This is a genomic window from Paraburkholderia bryophila, assembly GCF_013409255.1.
Taxonomy (GTDB): Bacteria; Pseudomonadota; Gammaproteobacteria; order Burkholderiales; family Burkholderiaceae; genus Paraburkholderia.
This window is the reverse complement of record NZ_JACCAS010000002.1, coordinates 1,052,064-1,074,195: the sequence shown is the minus strand read 5'-3', so window position 1 is coordinate 1,074,195 and position 22,132 is coordinate 1,052,064. Positions and strand designations below refer to the sequence as shown.

20 protein-coding genes are annotated in these 22,132 nt (G+C 64.0%); 10 read left to right on the top strand and 10 right to left on the bottom strand.

The features are described 5' to 3' along the window. Positions 1–2: 2 nt before the first annotated feature. The 5 genes from GGD40_RS26000 to GGD40_RS25980 all read left to right on the top strand — a co-directional run bounded on the left by GGD40_RS26000 (position 3) and on the right by GGD40_RS25980 (position 7,432). On the top strand, positions 3–932 hold the full coding sequence (locus GGD40_RS26000; RefSeq protein WP_179745581.1) for a LysR family transcriptional regulator: 930 nt from the start codon (positions 3–5) through the stop codon (positions 930–932). Between the two features lie 185 nt (positions 933–1,117). Next, positions 1,118–2,710, top strand: a complete 1,593-nt coding sequence (locus GGD40_RS25995) for an amidase (RefSeq protein ID WP_179745580.1) — start codon at positions 1,118–1,120, stop codon at positions 2,708–2,710. 210 nt (positions 2,711–2,920) lie between these two features. Then, a complete protein-coding gene (locus GGD40_RS25990; protein ID WP_179745579.1) occupies positions 2,921–4,438 on the top strand; it encodes a GGDEF domain-containing protein in 1,518 nt (505 codons plus the stop codon). Between the two features lie 171 nt (positions 4,439–4,609). Then, positions 4,610–6,244, top strand: a complete 1,635-nt coding sequence (locus GGD40_RS25985) for a methyl-accepting chemotaxis protein (protein WP_179745578.1) — start codon at positions 4,610–4,612, stop codon at positions 6,242–6,244. A 222-nt stretch (positions 6,245–6,466) separates the two neighbouring features. Continuing rightward, entirely contained in the window at positions 6,467–7,432 is a 966-nt protein-coding gene (locus GGD40_RS25980; protein WP_179747053.1) for a porin, read from the top strand. A 50-nt stretch (positions 7,433–7,482) separates the two neighbouring features. Here the strand turns inward: GGD40_RS25980 and GGD40_RS25975 are convergent, their stop codons facing one another. From GGD40_RS25975 to GGD40_RS25965, 3 genes are read right to left on the bottom strand one after another with little or no spacing between them, the layout of a single operon-like run. Then, positions 7,483–8,394 (bottom strand): patatin-like phospholipase family protein, encoded by a 912-nt coding sequence (locus GGD40_RS25975; protein ID WP_179745577.1) that lies wholly within the window; start codon positions 8,392–8,394, stop codon positions 7,483–7,485. Positions 8,395–8,421: 27 nt separating this feature from the next. Continuing rightward, complete coding sequence (locus tag GGD40_RS25970) at positions 8,422–9,066, bottom strand: DUF1109 domain-containing protein (RefSeq protein WP_179745576.1); 645 nt, start codon at positions 9,064–9,066, stop codon at positions 8,422–8,424. Beyond that, complete coding sequence (locus GGD40_RS25965; protein WP_035559663.1) at positions 9,063–9,635, bottom strand: sigma-70 family RNA polymerase sigma factor; 573 nt, start codon at positions 9,633–9,635, stop codon at positions 9,063–9,065. The genes GGD40_RS25970 and GGD40_RS25965 overlap by 4 nt, the downstream gene beginning before the upstream one ends. Before the next feature lie 244 nt (positions 9,636–9,879). Here GGD40_RS25965 and GGD40_RS25960 point away from each other — a divergent pair, with 244 nt between their 5' ends. The 4 genes from GGD40_RS25960 to GGD40_RS25945 are packed head-to-tail and all read left to right on the top strand — an operon-like array spanning position 9,880 to position 12,287. Then, positions 9,880–10,158: a BufA1 family periplasmic bufferin-type metallophore gene (locus tag GGD40_RS25960; RefSeq protein ID WP_035559660.1), complete on the top strand. Its 279-nt coding sequence runs from the start codon at positions 9,880–9,882 to the stop codon at positions 10,156–10,158. Positions 10,159–10,180: 22 nt separating this feature from the next. Continuing rightward, on the top strand, positions 10,181–11,023 hold the full coding sequence (bufB, locus tag GGD40_RS25955; RefSeq protein WP_218901305.1) for an MNIO family bufferin maturase: 843 nt from the start codon (positions 10,181–10,183) through the stop codon (positions 11,021–11,023). After that, on the top strand, positions 11,020–11,796 hold the full coding sequence (locus GGD40_RS25950; RefSeq protein WP_179745575.1) for an HvfC/BufC N-terminal domain-containing protein: 777 nt from the start codon (positions 11,020–11,022) through the stop codon (positions 11,794–11,796). Before bufB ends, GGD40_RS25950 begins: the two co-directional genes overlap by 4 nt. A 17-nt stretch (positions 11,797–11,813) precedes the next feature. Then, the gene (locus GGD40_RS25945; RefSeq protein ID WP_179745574.1) at positions 11,814–12,287 is read left to right on the top strand and encodes a DoxX family protein; all 474 of its coding nucleotides are present in this window, start codon (positions 11,814–11,816) and stop codon (positions 12,285–12,287) included. Positions 12,288–12,943: 656 nt separating this feature from the next. On the opposite strand, the gene GGD40_RS25940 is transcribed toward GGD40_RS25945, so the two are convergent. The 5 genes from GGD40_RS25940 to GGD40_RS25920 all read right to left on the bottom strand — a co-directional run bounded on the left by GGD40_RS25940 (position 12,944) and on the right by GGD40_RS25920 (position 19,155). Then, positions 12,944–13,576 (bottom strand): response regulator, encoded by a 633-nt coding sequence (locus GGD40_RS25940; protein WP_179711818.1) that lies wholly within the window; start codon positions 13,574–13,576, stop codon positions 12,944–12,946. Further along, positions 13,573–15,579 carry a hybrid sensor histidine kinase/response regulator gene (locus tag GGD40_RS25935; RefSeq protein WP_179745573.1) on the bottom strand — a complete coding sequence of 669 codons (2,007 nt, stop codon included), beginning with the start codon at positions 15,577–15,579 and terminating at the stop codon, positions 13,573–13,575. Before GGD40_RS25935 ends, GGD40_RS25940 begins: the two co-directional genes overlap by 4 nt. Continuing rightward, a complete protein-coding gene (locus tag GGD40_RS25930) occupies positions 15,576–17,726 on the bottom strand; it encodes an ATP-binding protein (protein ID WP_257030580.1) in 2,151 nt (716 codons plus the stop codon). The genes GGD40_RS25935 and GGD40_RS25930 overlap by 4 nt, the downstream gene beginning before the upstream one ends. Positions 17,727–17,802: 76 nt before the next feature. Beyond that, a complete protein-coding gene (locus GGD40_RS25925; RefSeq protein ID WP_179745571.1) occupies positions 17,803–18,210 on the bottom strand; it encodes a hypothetical protein in 408 nt (135 codons plus the stop codon). Between the two features lie 129 nt (positions 18,211–18,339). Further along, positions 18,340–19,155, bottom strand: a complete 816-nt coding sequence (locus GGD40_RS25920; RefSeq protein ID WP_179711826.1) for an amino acid ABC transporter substrate-binding protein — start codon at positions 19,153–19,155, stop codon at positions 18,340–18,342. 391 nt (positions 19,156–19,546) lie between these two features. Here GGD40_RS25920 and GGD40_RS25915 point away from each other — a divergent pair, with 391 nt between their 5' ends. After that, on the top strand, positions 19,547–20,254 hold the full coding sequence (locus tag GGD40_RS25915) for a dienelactone hydrolase family protein (protein ID WP_179711828.1): 708 nt from the start codon (positions 19,547–19,549) through the stop codon (positions 20,252–20,254). A gap of 72 nt (positions 20,255–20,326) precedes the next feature. Here the strand turns inward: GGD40_RS25915 and GGD40_RS25910 are convergent, their stop codons facing one another. Together GGD40_RS25910 and GGD40_RS25905 are read right to left on the bottom strand one after the other, a co-directional pair. Beyond that, on the bottom strand, positions 20,327–21,073 hold the full coding sequence (locus tag GGD40_RS25910) for an SDR family NAD(P)-dependent oxidoreductase (RefSeq protein ID WP_179745570.1): 747 nt from the start codon (positions 21,071–21,073) through the stop codon (positions 20,327–20,329). A gap of 61 nt (positions 21,074–21,134) precedes the next feature. Next, positions 21,135–21,998: an alpha/beta fold hydrolase gene (locus GGD40_RS25905; protein WP_179745569.1), complete on the bottom strand. Its 864-nt coding sequence runs from the start codon at positions 21,996–21,998 to the stop codon at positions 21,135–21,137. Between the last annotated feature and the right edge of the window lie 134 nt (positions 21,999–22,132).

The following is a 22,132-nucleotide window of genomic DNA, read 5'->3' as shown; positions in this document are numbered from 1 at the left end:
TCATGGACTTGACCTCACTGGGCGATTTCAACGCGGTGGCGTTGCACGGCGGTTTCGGGCCGGCCAGCCGGGCGCTCGACCGCCCCAAGGCCACGCTGTCGCGGCGCGTGGCGGAACTGGAGGAACAGCTCGGCGTGCGCCTGATCGAGCGCGGCTCGCGCACGTTGCGCCTCACCGAGGAAGGGCTCGTGCTGCACGAGCGCACGCGCGGGCTGATGACGGAGATTCAGGAGGCGGGCGAAAACGTCGCGTCGCGCGCGCCGGTGCCGCGCGGGCGTTTGCGCATCAGCGCGCCGATGGTGTTCGCGCATGTGGTGCTGGGCCAGATCGCAACGCGTTTCGCGCTGGCTTATCCGCAGGTCGAGCTCGAGGTGGTGGCGGAAGACCGCGTGGTCGATCCGGTGGAGGATGGTTACGACCTCGTGATTCGCATCAATCCGCCGAGTGACGAACAACTGGTGGGACGCCGCATTCTTGGCGATCAACGGTGGATGGTCGCGGCGCCGACGGTGTCGATTCCGTCGGCATCCGCGAGCGATGCGCAGGCCGATGCGCAGGCCGATGCGCAGGCCGACCCCGACCCCTTGCCGGTGCCCGCCGTCATGTCGGCCGCGGCGGCGCGCGTCGCGCTCTGGCGCGTGCGGGTGAAGGGCGGCGAGGTGCGGACGTTTGCGCCCACGCCGGTGCTGCGGCTGTCTTCGCTATTAATGGTGCGCGACGCGGTGCTGAACGGTGTGGGCGCGGCGCTTCTGCCGCGCCTGCTGGTGGAACCCGACGTGCTGTCAGGACGGCTCGTCTGCTGGGGAACCGAGGACGGGCCGCCGGTCGAGATCTGGGCGCTCTATCATTCGCGGCGTCTGCTGAGCGCCAAGGTGCGGGCGTTCATGAACCTGCTGCAGGACTTGCCGGGCCGGGAGCGAAAACCTGGGTGACGCGGCGCAGCTTTAGAAACATCGGTCTTGCGATGTATCAGGCATAAACATACGAGTCTTAGGGGCCTGCGTTGCAATGAATTTTGGCAAGATACGCTCGCGAGTTTCGAGCCGCAGCTTCGAGCCACTTTACCCAAATGTGATTCGCCCTAAAACGTAAAACAAACGCCGATTCCAATCTCTCCATGCAACGACGCGGATTCATCAAGTCTTTCGGTTTACTCGCCTCCGGGCTGCTCTCGACCAACGCCACGCACGCTGCGGATACGGGTCCGCTCGCCCCGGTATCGGGCGACGTCGCCAACACCGGCAGCGCGACCAGCGCCACCAGCGCCACCCAGGCCACGCGCCTCGCGCTCAGCCGCATCGACGCGCTCGACCGCCGTGGTCCACGCCTGCGCAGCATCATCGAACTGAATCCCGACGCGTTGCGGATCGCCGCCGCGCTGGATAGCGAACGCCGCGCGGGCAAGCTGCGTGGCCCGCTGCACGGCATGCCGATCGTCATCAAGGACAATATCGCGACCGGCGACCGCATGGCGACCACCGCGGGTTCGCTCGCGCTCGACGGCATTCGCGCGACGCGCGACGCCGAGCTCGTGCGCCGCTTGCGCGAGGCGGGCGCGGTGATTGTCGGTAAAACGAATTTGAGCGAATGGGCGAACATTCGCTCCACCCGTTCAACCAGCGGCTGGAGCGGACGCGGCGGCCTGACGCGCAATCCCTACGGTCTGGATCGCACGACCAGCGGTTCGAGTTCCGGGTCGGCCGCAGCCGTCGCGGCGGGCATGACCACCATGGCGATCGGCACGGAGACCGACGGCTCGATCGTGTCGCCCGCGTCGATGTGCGGTGTGGTTGGACTGAAGCCGACCGTGGGTCGCGTGAGCCGTGACGGCATCATCCCGATCTCGCACAGTCAGGACACGCCTGGTCCGATCACGGCGACGGTGCGCGATGCGGCGCTGCTGCTGTCGGCCCTGGCAGGCGGCCCCGACCCGCGCGATCCACGAACGCTGCCGGCTCCAGCACCGGATGATTACCTGCGGGCCTTGCGCAAAGACGCGCTGAAAGGCGCGCGCCTCGGCGTGGCGCGGGAATTTTTCACGGGACACGACGAAGTCGACCAGCAGATCGACCTGGCCATCGCGCAGTTGAAACGGCTCGGCGCGGAAATCGTCGACCCGATCGATCTGCCGAAGGTCGGCTACGGCAAGGAAGAACTGGCCGTTCTGCTGCATGAATTCAAACACGATCTGCCGCTGTGGCTCGACACGTTCGCGCCGCACGCGCCGATTCATACGCTGGCCGATCTGATCGCTTTCGACAACGCGCATCGCCGAGACGAGATGCCTTACTTCGGCCAGGAACTGTTCGACCAGGCGCAGGCGCTCGGAGACCTGGACAGCGACGCGTATCGAACCGCGCTGGCAGCTTGCCGTAAGCAATCGCGCGACGAAGGACTCGATCGTGTGCTGCGTCAGCACGGGCTGGATGCTATCGTCGCGCCGACCGGCGGCACGGCGTGGCTGACCGACTTCATCAATGGCGACAGCGACGGCGGCGGCGGGTTTTCGACGCCGGCCGCCGTGGCCGGTTATCCACACCTCACGGTGCCGGCCGGCCAGGTGCGTGGACTGCCGGTCGGGTTGTCGTTCGTTGGACCCGCGTGGAGCGAGGCGCGTTTGCTGGCGCTCGGCTATGCGTACGAACAGGCCACCCAGTGGCGCAGGCCGCCGAGCTATCCGGCGCATACGGCCACGCCGTTGCCGATCTAGTCTCGAGCGGCCGCTCGAACGGCCGCTTGAGCGGCGCTCGCGCCAGCGCGATGCCGGGCATACCCTCGATGACTTCCGGGTGTTCGGCCCGCATCGCATCAGTTAAGATGAATCACATGGCCGACAGACACTAGAGAAGCTGAATCGCCATTGGGTCACGATGGTTTTCATCGGGCGTCCTCAGGTTTAGGGGGTCACGTTTTGCGCCACTTGCCAACGTCGATACGTCTCGTACTGTTTGCCTTGTGCTTCATCGGCGCACACGCACTGTGCCTGCTGATGTTCCCGTCGCGCTCCACCCTGGCTAGCTATCCTTTTCTGATCGTCGCGCCTTCGCTCGCGTTGGCGGCCTGCTGCTGGCGCGCTCGCGCCGAGGTCCGCGCGTTGCGCATGCCGTGGGTCCTGCTCGGCGTCGGCCTGTTTCTGTGGATTCTCGGCGTGGCGCTCAGCGCCTGGGAAGATATCTTCCAGCAGATTCCGGAGAGCATCGCGTGGTTCTCCGACTTCAGCTACTTTCTCTACGCCGTGCCGATCCTCCTCGCGATCGCGTCGGTGTCGAACGGCCAGCGGATTCTTTTTTTCGTGTGGATGGACGGCATTCAGGCGGTCGTGACCGCTTACCTTGCGTACATCACGATCTTCTCCGTCGTGCCGTTTTCAGGTCATGCGCTCGCGCCAATCTCGGCGTCAGTGCTGGTGCTGACCTACGACGTCGAGAACGGCCTGCTGGCCGTTGCGGCAACGTTGCGCCTGCTGGTTCAACCGCGTAACGCGGGCCGCCGGTTCTACGAAATCTTGTGCGGCTATTTGTGGGTCTATGCGCTTGTCGCCGCGGTGTATAACCACTGGGCCGCGGTTTCCGACGGCCACGCGTTGATGGACGTGATCGTCGACATTCCCTTCCTGCTGTTGAGCGCGGCGTGCTTCACGCGCCCGGCAAACACCGTCGATGCCGACACGGCCGACTGGAAGAGGCCGCTCGCGGTGATTATCGAAAACGTCAGTCCGATCGTGTACACGTTGGCGCTGCTCGCGTTGAGCATCGTCCTGATGCGTGAACACTTTTATGTCGGCACGGTAGGCATTTTTACCGCCCTGGTGGTGTACACGATCCGCACCACGACCTTGCAAAGCCGGCTGGTTCGGACCCAGCAGGCGTTGAGCGACGCGCGCGACCGCCTCGAAAAAATCGCGCTGACGGACGCGTTGACCAATGTGGCCAACCGTCGTTGCTTCGATCAAACGCTGGCGCTCGAATGGAGCCGTGCCGCGCGTACGCAGCATCCGCTCGGCGTGTTGCTGATCGATATCGACCACTTCAAGAAGCTGAACGACCGCTACGGTCATCCGGCCGGCGACAAATGCCTTGTTGCGGTGGCGGCCGCGTTGCAGGTGGCGCTCCCGCGCGGCGGCGATCTGCTGGCGCGCTATGGCGGCGAGGAGTTCGCCGCGATCCTGCCGGCCACCGACGAAGACGGCGCGCGTCGCGTGGCGGCCAAAATGCTGAGCGCGGTTCAGGCGCTGCGCATCCGCAACGAGACGCCGCTGGGCGATCACGTCACCGTCAGCATCGGCGTGGCGGTGGCCGTGTCGGAATCGGCGGGCGTGGGCTCCACGCATCAGATCGTCGAAGCCGCGGACCAGGCGCTCTACCGCGCGAAAGGCGCCGGGCGAAATCGCATCGAGGCCTTCGTGCCGCGCGATTATCAGGGGAGTGGTTCGATCTAGTACGCATGGCCGCGACGTCGATGCCGTTCGACAAAGGGTTTGTCTCTAGACATATCGGCGTCACAGTTGCCGATAAACGGATTGAATGGCCGCCTTCAGCGCAGCCATCAAAATAACGATAACTCGAACAAGACTTCGTTCAATCCGTCGACACCGATCTGAGGCGTGGGCATGCATCGATTCAGTTTCACGCAGAAACTCTGGCTGCCGCTCGTCGTCAGCCTGATCGCACTCCTTGCCGTGTCCGTGTCGGCGGCGTGGCTATCGCGTCAGACGCGCATCGAGGAACGCAAACACGATCTGGTGAACGTGGCGCACGTGGGCCTCAGTATCGTCAACGAATATGCGGCGCTGGCGCAAAGCGGCGCGCTCAGCGAGGCCGACGCGCGTAAGCAGGCGCTCGAACGCCTGCGCGGCATTCGTTATGGCGAAGACGGCTACTTTCTCGTGATCGATTCGACGCCGCGCATGATCATGCACGCGATGAAGCCCGCGCTGAACGGCAAAGAGCTCGCCGCTTCCGCCGATGCCGACGGCCGCCATCACTACGTGACGTTCGCCGCGGTCGCGCAGGCGCCGCAAGGCGGCTTCGTGGATTACGTGTTCCCGCATCCGCAAGACCCGCCCTCCGCCGCGGTCGGCAAGATCGGCTACGTGGTGCGTTACGCGCCGTGGGACTGGATCATCGCGACCGGTGCTTACGTGGACGATATCGACGCCGCGTTCAGGGAGTCGTTGTATTTCGTCGGCGGCGTATTCGCGGCCGTCGCGCTGCTGCTGTCCGCGCTGGTGAGTCTCACCAATCGCAGCATTCAGCGCGCCATTGGCGGCGATCCGGTCTATGTGGCTGAAGTGGCCGGCGCGATCAGCAACGGCAATCTCGCGGTGCCGATCCAAACCCGTCACGGCGACGAATCGAGTCTGCTGCTCACCATGCAACGCATGCGCGACGCGCTCGCGCAGACGATCGAACAGATCAAGGGCGCGGCCGACAAAGTGGCGATCGGCGCGCGCGAGATCGCGGGCGGCAACGCGGACCTGTCGGCACGGACGGAGAGTCAGGCGGCGGCGCTGCAGGAAACCGCCGCGAGCATGGAGCAGATGACCGCGATGGTCAGGCAGACGGCGGAGAACGCGCAGACCGCCAGCCGCCTCACGGCGAGCGCGGAGCAGATCGTCAATCGTGGCGGCGAGATGGCGGCCGAGGCGGTGTCGACCATGCAGGAAATGTCGGCGGAGTCGCAGCGTATGGTCGACATCATCGCCGTGATCGAAGGCATTGCGTTTCAGACCAATATCCTCGCGCTCAACGCGGCAGTCGAGGCCGCTCGGGCCGGCGACGAAGGGCGCGGTTTCGCGGTGGTGGCCGGCGAAGTGCGGACCCTGGCGCAGCGCAGTGCGTCGGCCGCGAAAGAGATCCGCACGCTGATCAGCCGCGCGGCGGAAAAGGTCGAGAACGGTGCTGAGCTGGTCGGTAAAACCGGTGCGACGATTCACGACGCGCGCGAGGCGATTGCGAAAGTGTCGGGCGTCATGCGCGATATCGCCGCCGCGGCCGCCGAACAGAGCGCGGGCATCGATCAGGTCGGCGACGCGGTCACGCAGATGGATAGCGTGACGCAGCAAAACGCGGCGCTGGTCGAACAGGCGGCGGCCGTCGCGCAGACGCTCACCGAGCAGGCGAAACTGCTGCAAGTGTCGATCTCCACGTTTCATTTGCGGGACGGTTCGACCAGTGCGTCCGCACCGCCGTCGAATGCACGAACCGCGCGCCGCGATGCACGCGGCCTTGCTACCGCGCTATGAATCGGCACTAAAGCGCTGGACATGTCTGTCTCTTTCAACGGGTGAGCCGAATATAATCGGTCAGCCTTTGGAGGATCTCATGTGCATCGCATTTCGAAATCTTCAGTCAAAGCAGCGCCACGCCCGCCAGTTCCGGTGACGCGGCGCATCGCGTGGCTTCGTCACGTAGTTGTGCGCGCAAGCGTCGGCGCGGTTGGCCTGGTGCTGGGCCTGCATCACGCCATGGCGGCGGACGACGGCACCGTCACGCTATACGGCGTGCTCGACACCAGCGTTGAAATCACCAACCCCGGCTCCGGATGGACCTCACGTCTCGACTCGGGCGCTTATCGCGGCTCGCGAATCGGCTTGCGCGGCGCCGAGCCGATCGGCGCCGAGACCTATGTGGTGTTCGCGCTGGAAAACGGTTTCAGCAGCGCCGACGGCACGTTGCAAACTCCGGGTGTGATATTCAACCGCCAGGCATGGATCGGCTCGCGAGGGCGCTGGGGCGAAGTGCGCTTCGGCCGCCAGTATTCGCCGATCTATATTCCGTTCAAAGGCGATCTCGACGCGTTCGGCGCGGGCACGATCGCGTCGGGGCTCAACAATCTCTCGAAGATCACGCCCTACACGAACAACGCGATCACCTATCTGTCGCCGCAGGTCGGCGGTTTTGACGCGACCGTCATGATGGCCCTGCGCGATGCGTCGGAGAGCGATGGTAACGGCGTCGACGGTTACTACCTGACGGTCCGCTATCAGATCGACAACTTCAAGCTGCTATTCGCGCGTCAGCAGACCCACGGCGCCGCTGCGCTGCGCGCCAATCTCGGCGGCGCGAGTTACGCGATGGATAAAGTCCGCGTATGGCTGTCGTTTTTCAACGGCGATGGCGGCTCGCCGCTGTATCACGGCGCGGGCGGCTCGCTGTCGGCGCAATACAGCTTTTCCGCTGACGCGCGCGCGTCGCTGGGCTATGCGCATGTACGGGATTTCACGGGCGAAGGTGCGAGCGCCGATCAGTTCAGCGCATCGTTCGAATACAACTTTTCGCGCACGCTGCTGTTCTATTTCACGGCGGCGTATCTCGCGAATCACGACGATGCCAGCTTCACGCTGCGTGGGGTCAACGTGACCGGCTTGCCGGTTGCGTATCCCGGTGCGCCGGTCAAGGGTGTGCAGTTTGGTTTGGTGCAGCGGTTCTGATCGGCGCGACATCGCCACTGTTCTAGGGCTTGTCTCGCCGTACTGCGCACTCAATGCGCCGCGTGCGCATGCTGTCGCAATTCACCGGGGATGAACACATGCTCCAGGCCGCCGCCATCGAGCCACTCGCGCGTTTTTCCGGCGGCCCGATCGATCAGACGATCGCATTGCGTGTAATCGTAGGGGGAGATTTCGAGCGGGCAGAGCGGCGGTACGACGAAGATGTCGGCGCGCGTCGAGTAAAACTCCAGATCGCGAACGAGCTGGCGCGCAATGACCAGCGTCAGCGCGTGCATGGCTTGACCGATCGGACTGGAAGGCGGCGCGTGCAGCGCGCACGCAAAGCCGGCCGGCAGCACGACGATGCGTGTGGCGCCGAGACCGACCGCGACTGAAATGGGCGTGTTGTTGGCGACGCCGCCATCCACCAGATCCGCACCGTCGATACGCACCGGCGGAAACACGCCGGGAATCGCCGCGCTGGCAAGAACGGCGTCCACCACCGGGCCGGACGAGAGGACGACTTCGTTGCCCGACAGCACCTCGGTCGCGACGATATGCAGCGGCAACGCCGCCTGCTCGATGCGCGCGTAGCGCAGGTTTTTTTCCAGCAGCGCGCGCAGTGCTTTGGCTTCCACCAGATGCGGACGGCGCCGCAACAGAAGGTCGAGCAGCCCGAGCATGGAAAACGGCATGATGTCCTGGCGGCGGATGCGGCACCAGAGCGCTTCCAGCTCCGCGACGCCCTCGCCATTCGGCGTGCCGGCGAAATAGGCGGCATTGATCGCGCCCGCGGAAGCGCCGACGACGCAACCGGGACGCTCGCCGCGATTGAGCAATTCCCGCAGCATGCCGACTTCGATCGCGCCGAGACTACCGCCGCCCGCGAACACGAACGCGGTCAGCGGCGCGCGCGCCGCGCCGGTGGACAGATCGGACTGCGTGGCTTGAATCGATGACATGGCGGTCTCCGCGGCACGCCGGGCGCCTCACCAACGCAACAGGCGCGGCCCCAGCAATGCACCGATGATAGTCGGCACCAGCATGCCGAGCACGTACCACACGCCCCAGAACGGAATCCCCATCTCGGGACAATGCAGACAATAGGCGAGCGTGGCGGTCGAGCCGGCCAGCAGCCCACCCGCCGCGCCGGCCAGCGCGAGGCGGGTCGGCGCGAGTCCCTTGAGCGCCCAGAAAACGGCGATGAAGCCCGGCACCGACAGCATCGTGATATTGAACGGGCAGACGCGCCACGTTTTGCCGAGCACCAGCGCGAGCCGTAAGTCGCTCGGCGCGGACATCAGCACATAAAGCCCCGCCAGCCACACCACGGCCAGCGGTACGGCAACCAGCAGGCGGCCGCTCGCGCTCAGGGCCGCGCCGGGTCGGGCGAGCCGGGTGGACAGTTGCAGCGCGCCGAGCATCAGGCACAGCGGCAACGCGATCTTCGCCCAGAAGATCGGCGTGGCCGCCACTTCCGCCAGATCGCGGCGCACGCCGAGCAGCACCGCGACGATCAGCGTCGCGCCGACCGCGCCGACCAGCACGGCGAGGCTGAAGCGCTTGGCGAGCTGGTGCCGGTCGACCGGCGCGGCGCCCGTTGCAAGCAGGGAAATGAAGTCGTCCGTTTTCATCGCGTTCCTCGAATCTTTGCAGCCAGCGCCTTGAGCCCACGGTGTACGCCGATTTTCACCGCCGACTCCGACAAGCCTGTCATTTGCGCGGTCTCCGACACGGAGAGCCCTTCCAGCTTGACATGCACGATCGGCAGCCGCTGGCGGTCCGGCAACTGTTCGAGCAGCTTGCCGAGATCGCGCTTGGCCTGCGCCGGCTCCAGATCGGGCGCGGCCAGCAACTCGAAGGCGTCGTCGAGCGGATCGTTCAGCGCGTCGTAACGCGAGCGCGCCCGAAAGTAATCCGTCAGCTTGTAGCGTGCGATCGCGTGAACCCATGCGGTCAGCGGTTCCTCGGGCCGGTAGGTGTGCCGCCCGTTGTGGACTGCCAGCAGCACTTCCTGCACGAGATCTTCGATATCGCCCGGCTGGCTGTGCAAACGCCTCCTCAGAAAACCGCGCAAGTGCGTGCTCAACTCCGACAGGAACCGCCGATACGCCGCTTCGTCGCCATCCATGCCTTTGAGAAGCAGCGCCTGCAGGTGCTTCTCCTTGATTTGCAACGTCGCGTCATCGTTAGTTCGATCCATCGGTCGCTCTGGTTACACAAAGAGTGAAATTTATTTTGCGCAGATTTTACGCTGCCGCGCGCGCCGACCAAAACTGCCGCGAAACGCAGTCGGTGCGGCATACGCAAAATTTTTTTCGCGTTGCTGTAACCGGTTGTCGAAAGTCGTCGAATTACCTTCCAGCAAACGCAAGCAAATCCGGCCCACGGCCTGAACCGACTGCGCTGCTACCTAACCTGAAACGAAATCTCTTGAGGAATCCATCATGAACAACCTTAAACTCGCCGCCGCCGCTCTCGCCCTCGCTTCGCTCGCTAGCGGTGCTTTCGCCCAAACCCAACCGGCCGCCGGCGGTGCCATGGAGAAATGCTACGGCGTGGCGATGGCCGGCCACAACGATTGCAAGGCCGGCGCCGGCACGACGTGCGCGGGCACCTCGAAGATGGACTTTCAGGGCAATTCGTGGAAGAACGTGCCGGTCGGCACCTGCACGACGATCAAGACGCCGCACGGCACGGGTTCGCTCTCGCCGATGGAATCGTAATTCGCCGCGCCGCCCGCCGATCATGAAGACGCTAACCCACATGGGCGCCGGTTTGGGCCTCAAGCCCGACCACTACGCGCAGGCCCACGACTGCAATGCGGAAGGTCTGTGGTTCGAGGTTCATCCCGAGAACTACATGGTCGACGGCGGCCCTCGCCTCGCATGGCTGGACGCGATTCGCAGCCGTCATCCGCTGTCGTTGCATGGTGTGTCGTTGTCGCTGGCGGCGGATAGTGCGCCCGACGCGGTTCATCTACAAAGACTGAGGGCGTTGGCGGATCGCGTCGAGCCCACGCTGGTCTCGGAGCATCTCGCCTGGTCTACGTGGCGCGGCGCGTATCACCCGGATCTGCTGCCGTTTCCACGCACCCGCGAAGCGCTCGTGCGGATCGCGGACAACATCGCCCGGACTCAGGATGCGCTTGCGCGGCGCATCGCGATTGAAAACCCCACGCATTATCTTCAGCTCGACGGTCATGAAATGGACGAGCTGACGTTTCTCGGCGAACTGTGCCGCACCACAGGGTGCGGTTTGCTGCTCGACGTGAACAACGTTTATATCAGCGCGCACAACCTGGGCTTCGACGCGGCGTCGTATCTCGACGCGGTGCCGGCGGATGCGGTGATGGAAATTCATCTCGCCGGACATAGCCGCGACGCTCACGGCGCCACCACGTTACTGATCGACTCTCACGATGCGCCGATCGCCGACGACGTCTGGTCCCTGTACGGCCACCTGATCGAACGAATCGGCGCGAGACCCACGCTGATAGAACGCGACGATCACATTCCGCCATTCGACGCTCTGTTGACGGAACGCGCTATCGCTCAACGGTTATTGGCGAGTACGGAGGCGATGGTATGAACCGCTCGCTCAGCCACTTCCAGGATGCATTCGCGGGCGCGCTCTACGACGCCGACGCGGCGTCGCCCTTGCTCGATTCGCTGCTCGCGCAACCGGGCTTCGCGGTGTATCGCAACAACGTCGTGAAAGCTTGCATCGACGCATTGCAAGCGAACTTTCCGAGCGTGGAGCGACTGGTCGGCAGCGACTGGTTTCGCGCGGCCGCCGCGATTTATGTGCGCCGGCAAGCGCCTTCGGACGCGCGGCTGCTGTACTACGGCCACGATTTCCCCGCGTTTCTGGACAGCTTCGAGCCCGCTCGCGAGCTGCCTTATCTGGCGAACGTCGCGCGGCTCGATCGCCTGTGGACCGAAACGCATGCGGCCGCGGATGAACCCGGCATCGACGTTGTCTCACTGGCCTGCCTTGCGCCGGAAGCGCTTGGACGACTGACGCTGCCGTTGCGCGCCGCCGTGCGCTGGCAATGGTTCGCCAACCAGCCGGCTTACACGATCTGGCATTGCAATCGTGAAGCGGTCGAACTGCCGCCAGAACTCGACTGGTCGGGCGAAGGCGCATTGCTGACACGGCCGGAAGGCGCGGTGCAGTGGCGACCGCTCGGCACGGGCGGCTGCGCATTTCTCGACGCGTGCGCCGCATCGCAGACACTCGACGCCGCCGCGCAAAACGCGCTCGACGCGCAACCCTCACTCGATTTCACGCAACTTCTCGGCGACCTGATCGCGGCGGGCGCATTCGCTGCGATCGACGTTGCACCTCACGGAACACTTTGACCGACACGGAGATTCACATGGAAGCGATCCAGAACACGGCGCCCAGCGCGCACAACACGTTGCGCGGACGTTGGAACGCACTTGCCGCGAAGCTGCAAGTTTTGATCAACGATTCGCTGTTGTCGCTGGTCGCGCGCTTCGCGATTGCCGCGATCTTCTTCATGTCGGGACGCACGAAGGTGAGCGGCATTCTCACGTTGACGCCGAGCACGTACGAACTGTTTCGCACCGAATACAAGCTGCCGCTCGTCCCGCCGGAAATCGCCGCGCACATTGCCGCCTATTCGGAGCATCTTTTCCCGTTGCTGCTGGTGCTGGGTCTGTTCTCGCGCTTCTCCGCGTTCGCGTTGCTCGGCATGACGACCGTGATCGAGGTATTCGTCTATCCGGACGCATGGCCGACGCATCTGTCGTGGGCCGGCTTGCTGCTGGTGATCATCGGGCGTGGTGCGGGCGTGTTCTCGCTGGACCATAAGTTCGGCATCCGTTAAGGTCGGGCCGCGCGTGCGCGGCTCTGCTGTTCCCGGTGAGTAAGCGCCAACCTTGGTGTTTTGCCTTAATTGACATCCATTCGTTATTCGTGACAAAGACGCGGAATGGCGGTAACGAAAAATCCATTCCCTTTTTTTCCATTGCGGCAGCGCGGTTTACCGGCCTATCGGCCGTGGCAATGCCCGCCCTTTGCGCGAATAGCGGTTTATTTTCACCAAATTGTTAATTTCAGCGACGCTATGCCGGTGATTTGGTTTGCCTGTCGCGCAATCATCTCTTAAATGCGCGGGAAGCTCGATGGCTATTGGCATTGGCAAAGAAAGTGCGGCGGGAATAAAAAAGGCCGACACAGCGTGTCGGCCTAAAGACTCTGGCGTCCGAGGATTGCATGCCAGAACCTGAGAGACGTTTGTCGGTCAATCTTACGATTGACGCAGCGCAATACAGTATTTGTTGCTTTATCTCGAATGCTGGCGGGGGTTTCCGAAGATTCGTAGCAAGCAGGCTGTCTGACTGGACCGCCTTTGGTAGGCGAGATAGTAAACCAAAACTTAGTCATTCAAGCATAAAGCCGCTCATAAATTTTGTCGGTCAGCGCACCCGCAATTGGGTGTCGGGAAATTCTGATAAAAACGTAAGGATTTCCTGAGCCCATTCACTCCGTACTCAGGTGATGTCGGATCGCGTAGCGAATCAGTTCCGAATTATTGTTGAGGCCGAGCTTTTGCATCAGGCGCATTTTGTGAGTGCTGATGGTTTTGGCGCTGAGTGCGAACGTTTCGGCAATGTCGTTAATGCTCTTTCCTGCGGCCAGCGCTTGCAGCACCTGGAATTCGCGGTCGGACAGAATGGCGTGCGGCGGTGTTTCGCCTGTGTGCGTGCCGAAGATCATCGAGTCCACCAGTTTCGGATCGATAAAGCGGCCACCTTCGGCGAGCTTGCGAATCGCGGTCAACAGCACCTCCGGGTCGCTGTCTTTCGTGAGGTAGCCGGTGGCGCCCGCGCGCAATGCGCGCGATACGACCTGCGCCTCGTTGTGAATGCTCAGCACGAGCACCGGCAGGCTGGCGTACTCGGCCCGCACGCGCCGGATCAGATCGATGCCGCTGATGCCCGGCATCGTCATGTCGAGCAGCAGCAGATCGGGACAGCCGGCGCGCAGTTTGTCGAGCACTTCCGCGCCTTCGGCCGCTTCGTCCGCGACGATCATGTCGGCGGTGGTCGCGATGATCTGCTTCAAACCGCCTCGCACGATCGCGTGGTCGTCTGCAATGAGAATTCTGATCATGGGGGGTTCCGATTCGTGAGCGGGATGTGAATCGAGACGGTCGTGCCCGCGCCCGGCGCGCTCTCGATCTGTAACGTGGCGCCGATCAGCCGCGCACGCTCGCTCATGCCCAGCAGTCCGTACGAGTAGCGGCGGCGCGCGGCGGCCGGGTCGAAACCGCAGCCGTCGTCGCTGATATGAAGGGCTAATGCGTCGTCGCCGCTGGTGAGCGTCACGTCCACGCGCGTGGCCAGCGCGTGCCGCGCGATATTGGTCAGCGACGCTTGCACGATACGGAACACGGCCGTGGCATGCGCGTCCGGCAGCACCGGTTCGCCGCCGTGAATCGCCAGCTTGCACGGCAGTTGATTGCGCCGCACGAAGTCGTCGACCAGCCATTCGAGTGCCGACACGACGCCAAAGTTTAGCGCGGCCGGTCGGAGATGACTGGCGACATTTCGTACCATCCAGATGGTCTTTTCGACGAGCTCGCGCATGTCGTCGGTCTTGCGCGCCGCTTCCGAATCGCTGACCAGGCGCATGCGCAACAACGACACGTCCATTTTCAGCGCGGTCAGCAACTGGCCGAGTTCGTCGTGAATTTCCATCGCGATGCGTTTGCGTTCTTCTTCGCGCACCGCTTCCATATACGCCGACAATTCCCGCAACCGTTCGCGCGATTCGAGCAGTTCCTGTTCGACACGCTTGCGTTCGGTGATGTCCTGTATCGTGCCGACCAGCGTGAGCGGCTGCCCGAGTCCGCCGCTCGAACATTCCACGTGTAGTTGCACGATCCGCGGCTCGCCGCCGTTCCCGCTCAGACGGCAATCGAGAAACTGCGGCCGCCGGCCGGCGATCACCGCATGCACCGCGTGCCGCACCGCGGCGCGATCGTCCGGATGCAGGGCGGCGCGCAGCGTGCGCAGGTTCGGGCGCACGCCGTTCGGTTCGAGACCGAGAATCCGGTACATCTCATACGACCAGTGCGTCACGCCGTCGCTGACGTTCCATTCCCAGTCGCCGAGTTTGGCGAGCCGTTGCGCGTTCGCGAGGCTCGCTTCGCTCGCGCGCAGCATTTCTTCCGCCTGCTTGCGCGCGGTGACGTCGTTGAAGCCGACGTAGATCGCGGGCGCGTCGTCGAAGGTGGCAATACGGGCGGTGGCGACGGCCCAGAAGCTCGCGCCCGCCGAATCCTTGAACTGGATTTCGGCGTTGGTAAAGCCGCCTTCGGCGCGCATCAAGGCGATCGTGCGGTCGCGTTCGGTCGGGTCGACGTAAAAGTCGGCGATGCAGGTGACGCCGCGCCATTCCTTGTCGAGGGCGAACAGCCAGCGAAACGGCGCGTTCATGTACAGCACGCGGCCGTCGTGCATGGACGTGATGCACAGCGGCACCGGGCTGGTCTCGACGATCGTGCGAAAGCGCGTTTCGCTCGATACCAGCTTGGTCTCGGTCCGTTTGCGTTCGTCGATTTCGATCAGCAGGTTCGCATTCGCGCGGGCAAGCTGGCTGGTCCGGTCCGCCACCCGGATTTCGAGTTCGTCGCGCACCCGCGATAAGGCGGCCTGTTCCTCGCGGTGCGCGGCGACCTCGTTCGAGAGCCGCACGTTCTGCGTTCGCAGTTGCTTATGCAGCGCGCGCAGCGCGAGGTGGGTGCGAATTCGCGCCAGCATTTCGGCAATCTGGAACGGCTTGGTCACATAGTCGATGCCACCGGCCGAGAAGCCTTCGACGAGATCGTCGGGTTCGCCCAGCGAGGTCATGAAGATCACCGGAATCTCGCGGGTTGCTTCTTCGCGCTTGAGCCGGCGGCAGGTTTCGAATCCGTCGATGCCCGGCATCTTCACGTCGAGCAGAATCAGATCGGGCTGCGAAAAATGCGCGCGTTCGAGCGCTTCCTCGCCGTCGAGCGCAATGAGTACGTGAAAGCCTTCGTCTTCGAGACTGTCGACCACCACGCCGATGTTGATCGGTGCGTCGTCCACGACCAGGATGGTGGCCGGCTGCGTCAGGTTGGCGTTCATGACGTGCGCCTCCGGTCGAGATGCGTTTCGACGAGCAGCAGAATCGCTTTCGACTGATAGTCTTTGACCAGCCCGCGCAGTTGCACCGCGAACGGCAGGTTGCGGGCGTCGAGCGCTGTGATCCGGTCGGCCCACGCGGCGATCGCGCGCATGTCGCCGAGACGGGCCAACCGATGGAGATTCTCCATCTCGGCCGTCGACAACGCGGGCGACGGTTCAGGCGGCGGCTCGACCGGCGCGGAGCCCGTGGGCGGCGCGCAGCGCCATTCCAGCGTGAGCAGATCGGCAAGATGCGCTTGCAGCCGGTCGAATTCGACCGGCTTCGGCAGAAACGCATTCGCGCCCGCATGGAGACTGCGTTTTTCGCCGCTCCACGACGGATTCGCCGACATCGCGATGATCGGAATGTCATGGCAGCCGGGCAGACGCCGCAAGCGGCGCGTCGTTTCGAGGCCGTCCATGTCGGGCATCAGAATGTCCGTCATGACGAGCGACGGCGTCTCCTCGCGCGCCATCGCAATGCCTTCGCGGCCGCCGGCGGCTTCGCGCACGTCGAACCCCAACTGCCGCAGAAACTCGCTCACCATCGCACGGTTGATGGGCTCGTCGTCGATCACCACCACCGAGCGGCGCGCGCCCGCGTAGCCGATCACACGCCGCGACGGTGTGCCGGGCTCGGCACTGCGCGGCGCGGCGGAGTCGACCGTGGCGGCCGCCAGATCGAACCAGAACGCGCTGCCATGACCGGGCTCGCTTTCGGCGCGGATTTCGCCGCCCATCGCCCGCACTAGTTGCTGGCTGATCGCGAGGCCAAGGCCGACGCCGCCGGCGCGCCGGGCGGCGCTGCCGGCCTGCTCGAACGGCTCGAAGATGCTGCTCAGCTTGGCCGTCGAAATGCCGATGCCGGTATCGAGCACGCAGAAGCGCACCGCGCCGGAGGCCGCCCGCTCCACGTTCAGGCTGATCTGTCCCGTGTCCGTGAAGCGGAGCGCATTCGCGAGCAGGTTCAGCAGAACCTGCCGCAAGCGCTGCTCGTCGGCGCGAACCGCGCAGGCCGGACCGGGCGCGATCTCGCAGGTGAACTGCAGGCGCTTCTGCTCCGCCTTTACGCCGATGATTTCGCGGATCGTGTCGAGCACTCTCGGCAGCGGCACGTCGGTCATTTCAATGCGCAGCTTGCCGGCCTCGATACGCGCGAAGTCGAGCGTGTCGTCGATCAGCGCCAGCAAATGTTCGCCGCTGCGGTGAATGGCTTCGACCGCGCCGCGTTGGCGTTCGCTCTGGCTGCCGTCGCGCAGCAAAATCTGCGTGTAGCCGAGAATGCCGTTCAACGGCGTGCGCAGTTCGTGGCTCATGTTCGCGAGGAAGGCGCTCTTGGCCCGATTGGCCGCTTCGGCCAGATGCCGCGCCTCGCGCTGCGCGGCGGCGTCGCGCTCCACCAGATACGCCTCATGCAGCCGCGGCCCCATGCTGTTGAACGCGGCAACCACGCGGTCGAGTTCGTCGGGCCAGCGCGGCTGCGGGCGCGGCAATGCGAACGGTTGGTGCGCCGAGCGGAAATCGTACTGACTGACCTGCCGCGCGATCGTGGCGAGATGCCGGGTGACGAGGCGCGAGATGATATAGATGGTGAATAGCGCGACGACAAACGTGTAGGCCGCCTGACTGACCAGAATGACCAGCGCGGTTTGCGTGAGCGCGTGATACAGATTGTCGAGCGTCGCCTGCACGTACAGGCTGCCGATTTTCTGCTGCACGCCGTGAATCCGGTAGAAGATCGGAAACTCGCGGGCTATCACGGCGCCGCTCGCCGGCGTGCCGGCCGTCACCACCAGCGGGGCGGCGCTCGAACCGGTCTCGCGCACTTCGGCGGCGCGCATGTCGGCGAGCCGCAAAATCCCGTTCAACTGCAACTGAAGCTCGGTGCGGTTTAGTTGCCACAGCGCTTCGCCGAGACTGTCGCGATAGCTTCGATCGATATCGGCCAGACGGGTCTCGATCGCTTCGACGCCGCGGCCATAGTCGCGGTAAAGCTGGAGCGCGGTCAGCAACAGGGTGACCGCGCAACTGAACAGCAGCACGATGGCGAGCAGCCGCAGCACCACGCTATGCCGGAGTCGGCCGGTCGAGGTCAGGAGAGAACGCAAGCTATTGACCACCATAATTCCCCGCAGGTGCTGTGATTCTTGTGTTTGTATTTTGCACTTGCAGGCAAATCGCGGTCTATAAGGGGCCGTCGAGGAAATCGGCTTTCGTGAAGGCCGCCACCGCGGCGGACGGATTGCCCAACCGGACCCGCGTCCACATGATGCCCGCGCCGTTCGAGGCCAGAGCGCCCGGCGGGGCGGGCTCGCCGATGATCTCGCGCACGTTGCCGATCACCTCGCGGATCATCTGCGACGCGCCGGGGCTGAGCAGACTGGCCTGGAACTGCGACAGATCCGACAGCACGTCGGCGATCTTTTTGACCGACACCGGATCGTGACCGGTTAATGGCCAGCAGTGCAAAAGATACGCGAGCGGTACACGTTTCTTCTCCTCACACCAAAGTTCGAACAAGGCCGCGCACAGCGCGTCGATGCGATTGACCGTCTTCTTGCGCTGCAAAAAATAATCGGGCATGACGGTCATCCGGAAACGGAAGGGGACGCTCCACTGTAAACGCGTTGCCGTCTGCTGAACGTCAGGCGGCGCGGACTCTGGGCGGCCGCATTGCTGATTCTGAGGTCAGGAAATCCTGAGCCACTGTCAGCCGATCTTTCAGTTACGCTTATTGCCGATAAATGGATCGAGCCAGAGCGCTTTGCGATCCAACGGCACCCACGCCGGCAGAAACGGATTCTTCAGGTCGATCAGCACGCGCCGTTCGAGATGCAGATCGGCGACGCTGCGCGAGAAATACGCGCGAAACAGCGCGTCGAAACTGCCGTCCTTCAACATGGCTTCGAGGCCGTCGTTGATTCGCTTCGCGAGGATCGGGTCGTCTTTGCTGACGTAGAAAAACTGCGCGTACGGATAGCGGATCAGCAGATGGGACTCGACCCGCATCTGTGGAAAACTCGTTTGAAACGCTTTCAACTCGCTAGTGATTTCCAGCACGCCGCGCGGAAACATATCGAAGCGATGATCGGCCAGCATCGGAAACAGCAGGTCGTAGCGGCTCGCCGTGACGAGCGGCACGCCGGCCAGCCGGTACACCGGCACATCGCCCCAATCCTGGCCCTGGCCGATCGTCAGCGTGCGCAGGCCCGCGAGGTCGTGGATCGCGTTGAACTTCGCCTGCTGGCCTTCGTTGATGAGCGCCACGCGATAGCCGAGCAGACCGCGGTCGATCGGAATGGGAATCGGAATGGTCGCGGCGTCGAGTTCATGGTGGCCGGGTTCGCTGGCCAGCACGTTGATCAGGCGTCCTGCGATCACCTCGTCGATCTCGCGCCGCGCCGACATGGCCGCCGAATAGCTGTCGATCACGTAGGGGCCGTAGGCCGGCACGGTGTGGTCCAGCGCGGTGATCAGAAAAGCCCAGCGGCCTTCGCGCACGGTGTCGCCGGGTACGCGAAGAATCCGGACGTGCATGACATTCAAGGGCTCAGCGGTGGGAGATGAGGCGGCGAGGGGCGCGCCGCAGAACGCCGGACGGAGGAGGACGGCGGCAATGACGGACAGTGCAATCACCAGCTTGACGCAGGCACCCATTCCGGAGCGGTGGATGGCGTCGACGAACTTGGGTACGACCATGACTGACCCGAACCGGAAGCGATAGGTAGCCGGCAGTATGAGATCGAGTGGCGGGTTTCGCAAAATTCGATCGTTGCCCCGGTGCAAAGACCCTAGGCCGGCCGTGGGTGGGGCCTTGATCGTACGTATCGCGCACGCATCTCGCACGACTCGCGGGATGGCAGGCCGCCGGCAGAACGAGGGGCACTGGCGCTATGCTAGCGGCTTCGTCTACCCCGAGGAGAAACCGATGAAACAGCCACACGGATCGATGGTCACTTTTAACCGGCCTGACGGCAAGCCGTTGCAAGGCTATCTCGCGAAACCGGCGAAACTGGAAGGCGCGCCCGCCGTCGTCGTGATTCAGGAGTGGTGGGGGTTGAACGACCAGATTCGCGGCGTCGCCGACCGGCTCGCCCTGTCCGGTTATCTCGCGCTGGTGCCCGATCTGTACCGCGGCAAGTCGACCGTCGAGCAGGAAGAGGCCCACCATCTGATGAGCGCGCTCGATTTCGGCGACGCCGCCACGCAAGACGTGCGCGGCGCGGTTCAATATCTGAAGCAGCAGGCGGATAAGGTGGCGGTGACCGGTTATTGCATGGGCGGCGCACTGACCCTGCTCGCGCTATCCAATATCCCCGAAGTGGCGGCCGGCGTGGTGTGGTACGGCTTTCCGCCGCTGGAATATATCGACGCGTCGAAAATCAAGGTGCCGGTGATCGGCCACTGGGCGACGCAAGACGAGTTTTTCCCGGCGGAAACGGTCGACGCGCTGGAAAAGAAGCTGACCGAAGCGAACGTCGACGTCGAATTCCATCGCTATCTCGCGCATCACGCGTTTGCCAACGAAACGGCGGTCGGCTACGGCCGTATTCCGCGGACCCAGTTCGATCCGGTCTGGTCGCAGCAGGCGTGGGACCGCACGCTGACGTTCCTCGGCCGCACGATGTGGAAGTGACCGGCAGGCTGGCCGGTCAGCGGGCGGCGCGTCGGGTTTAGCGCTTTGAACGTCGCGCGTCGAACGTCGAACTCAGAGTTTCGAGCCGCCGTCCACGTGCAGCGTTTCACCGGTGATCCAGCGCGCGGCGTCGGAGGCCAGGAAGGCCACGGCGCCGGCAATATCGTCCGGTTGCGCGACCCGTTTCAAGGCCTGCATGTTCAGCGTGACCTCGCGTCCCGAATCGGTTTTCGTGAAATTGGACATGTCGGTTTCAACGACCCCCGGCGCAACCGCATTCACACGAATGCCGCGTTCGCCGAGCGCGGCCGCAAAATGCCTGACGAGCGTATCCACGGCGCCCTTGGTCGCGGCATAAGCGGGCAGCGTGCCGACCGCGGCGCGCGCGGCGAGCGACGACAGCAGCACCACGCTGCTGCCCTTACACATCACCGGCAAGAGCTGTTGCACGAGAAAGAACGGCGCGCGCACGTTCACGGCGAACAGATTGTCGAAATCCGCGACGGTCGTGTCTTCAATGCTCGCCGCTTTCGAAATGCCGGCGTTCGCCACCAGAATATCCAGCCGATGGCCGATCACCGCGCGCACCTGTTTGGCCAGTTCGTGCGGACCGTCGGCATTGCGTAAGTTCGCGGCGACTTTCTGCGCATTGCCTCCGGCCGCGCGAATTTCGGCGACCACGGCGTCCGCTTCCTTCTCTCCGCTGCTGTAGTGAACCAGCACCTGCGCGCCGGCGTGGGCGAGCGCGAGCGCGCTGGCGCGGCCGATGCCGCGTGAAGCGCCCGTAACGAGCGCGGTCTTTCCTGTGAGGTTGTTCATGGCGAGACTCCGGTTAGATAAATCGAATCGATGACTTGTTGATTGGGTGGATTGATCGCGCTTAGTCAGCTGCGCCGGTTTCCGCCAGGAACTGCGCCACGTGTGCGACGAAGCGCTGCGGGTACTGGTACAGCGAGCCGTGGTTCGCATCCGGATAGAGGATCAGTTGAGCGTTCGGCAGGTTCTGCTGAAGAATCCACGAATTGATCGAATAGATGATCACGTCGTTGTCGCCGTTGACCACCAGCGTGGGCTGCTTCAGCTCGTTCAGGTAGTCGAACGGCGTCGGACGCGGCGCGCCCCATTTGGCGAGCGCGGCGAGTTGCGCCGGTGCGACCTTCTCGTTGGCTTCCGGGTCGCGTCCTTCGCTGCGCAGACGGAAACGCTGCAGGAACCGGCGACCCGCCGCCTGGCTCGCGTCCGAAGGCGAGAAATGCACGCGCAGCCACAGATGGTCCGGCTCGGCGTAGCTCGCGCCGAAAATGTCCTGCGCTTCCGGCGTGAGCGATTCCATCCCTTCACCGCTGCGCGGGCCCGTGCCGACCAGAATCAGACGGCGCACCAGCGTCGGCTCGGCGATCGCCAGGGTTTGCGCGATCAGACCGCCCATCGAAAAACCGAGCACGTCGACCTGCGTCAGGCCGAGCGCCTTGATGAACGCGGCGGCGTTGGCGGCCATCGCCTCGATCGATTCCGGCACCTCGCCCGAGCTGCTGGAGATACCGGCGTTGTTGAACAGGATCACCTCCCGGCCTTGCGCGAGGCCGTCGGTCACGGCCGGGTCCCAGTGGTCCATCGTGCCGGTGAAGTGGATGTTGAACACGAGCGGCACGCCGCCGGTCTTGCCGAAGCGGCGATACGCGAAGCGGACGCCGTTTGCTTCGACGAACTGGGTCGGGGCGCTCTGGTGGGTCTGTGCGATCATTTCAGGTTCCTCTGCGATATAGATGGAAGGCATGGTGTGCAGGTGCGCTGTGTCGGTTGCGTTGCTGCCTGATGGGTAATGTAGTGGGGGCTTGCGCAAAGGAAAAAGACTTTGTAGGCTGACGGGCATGCCTG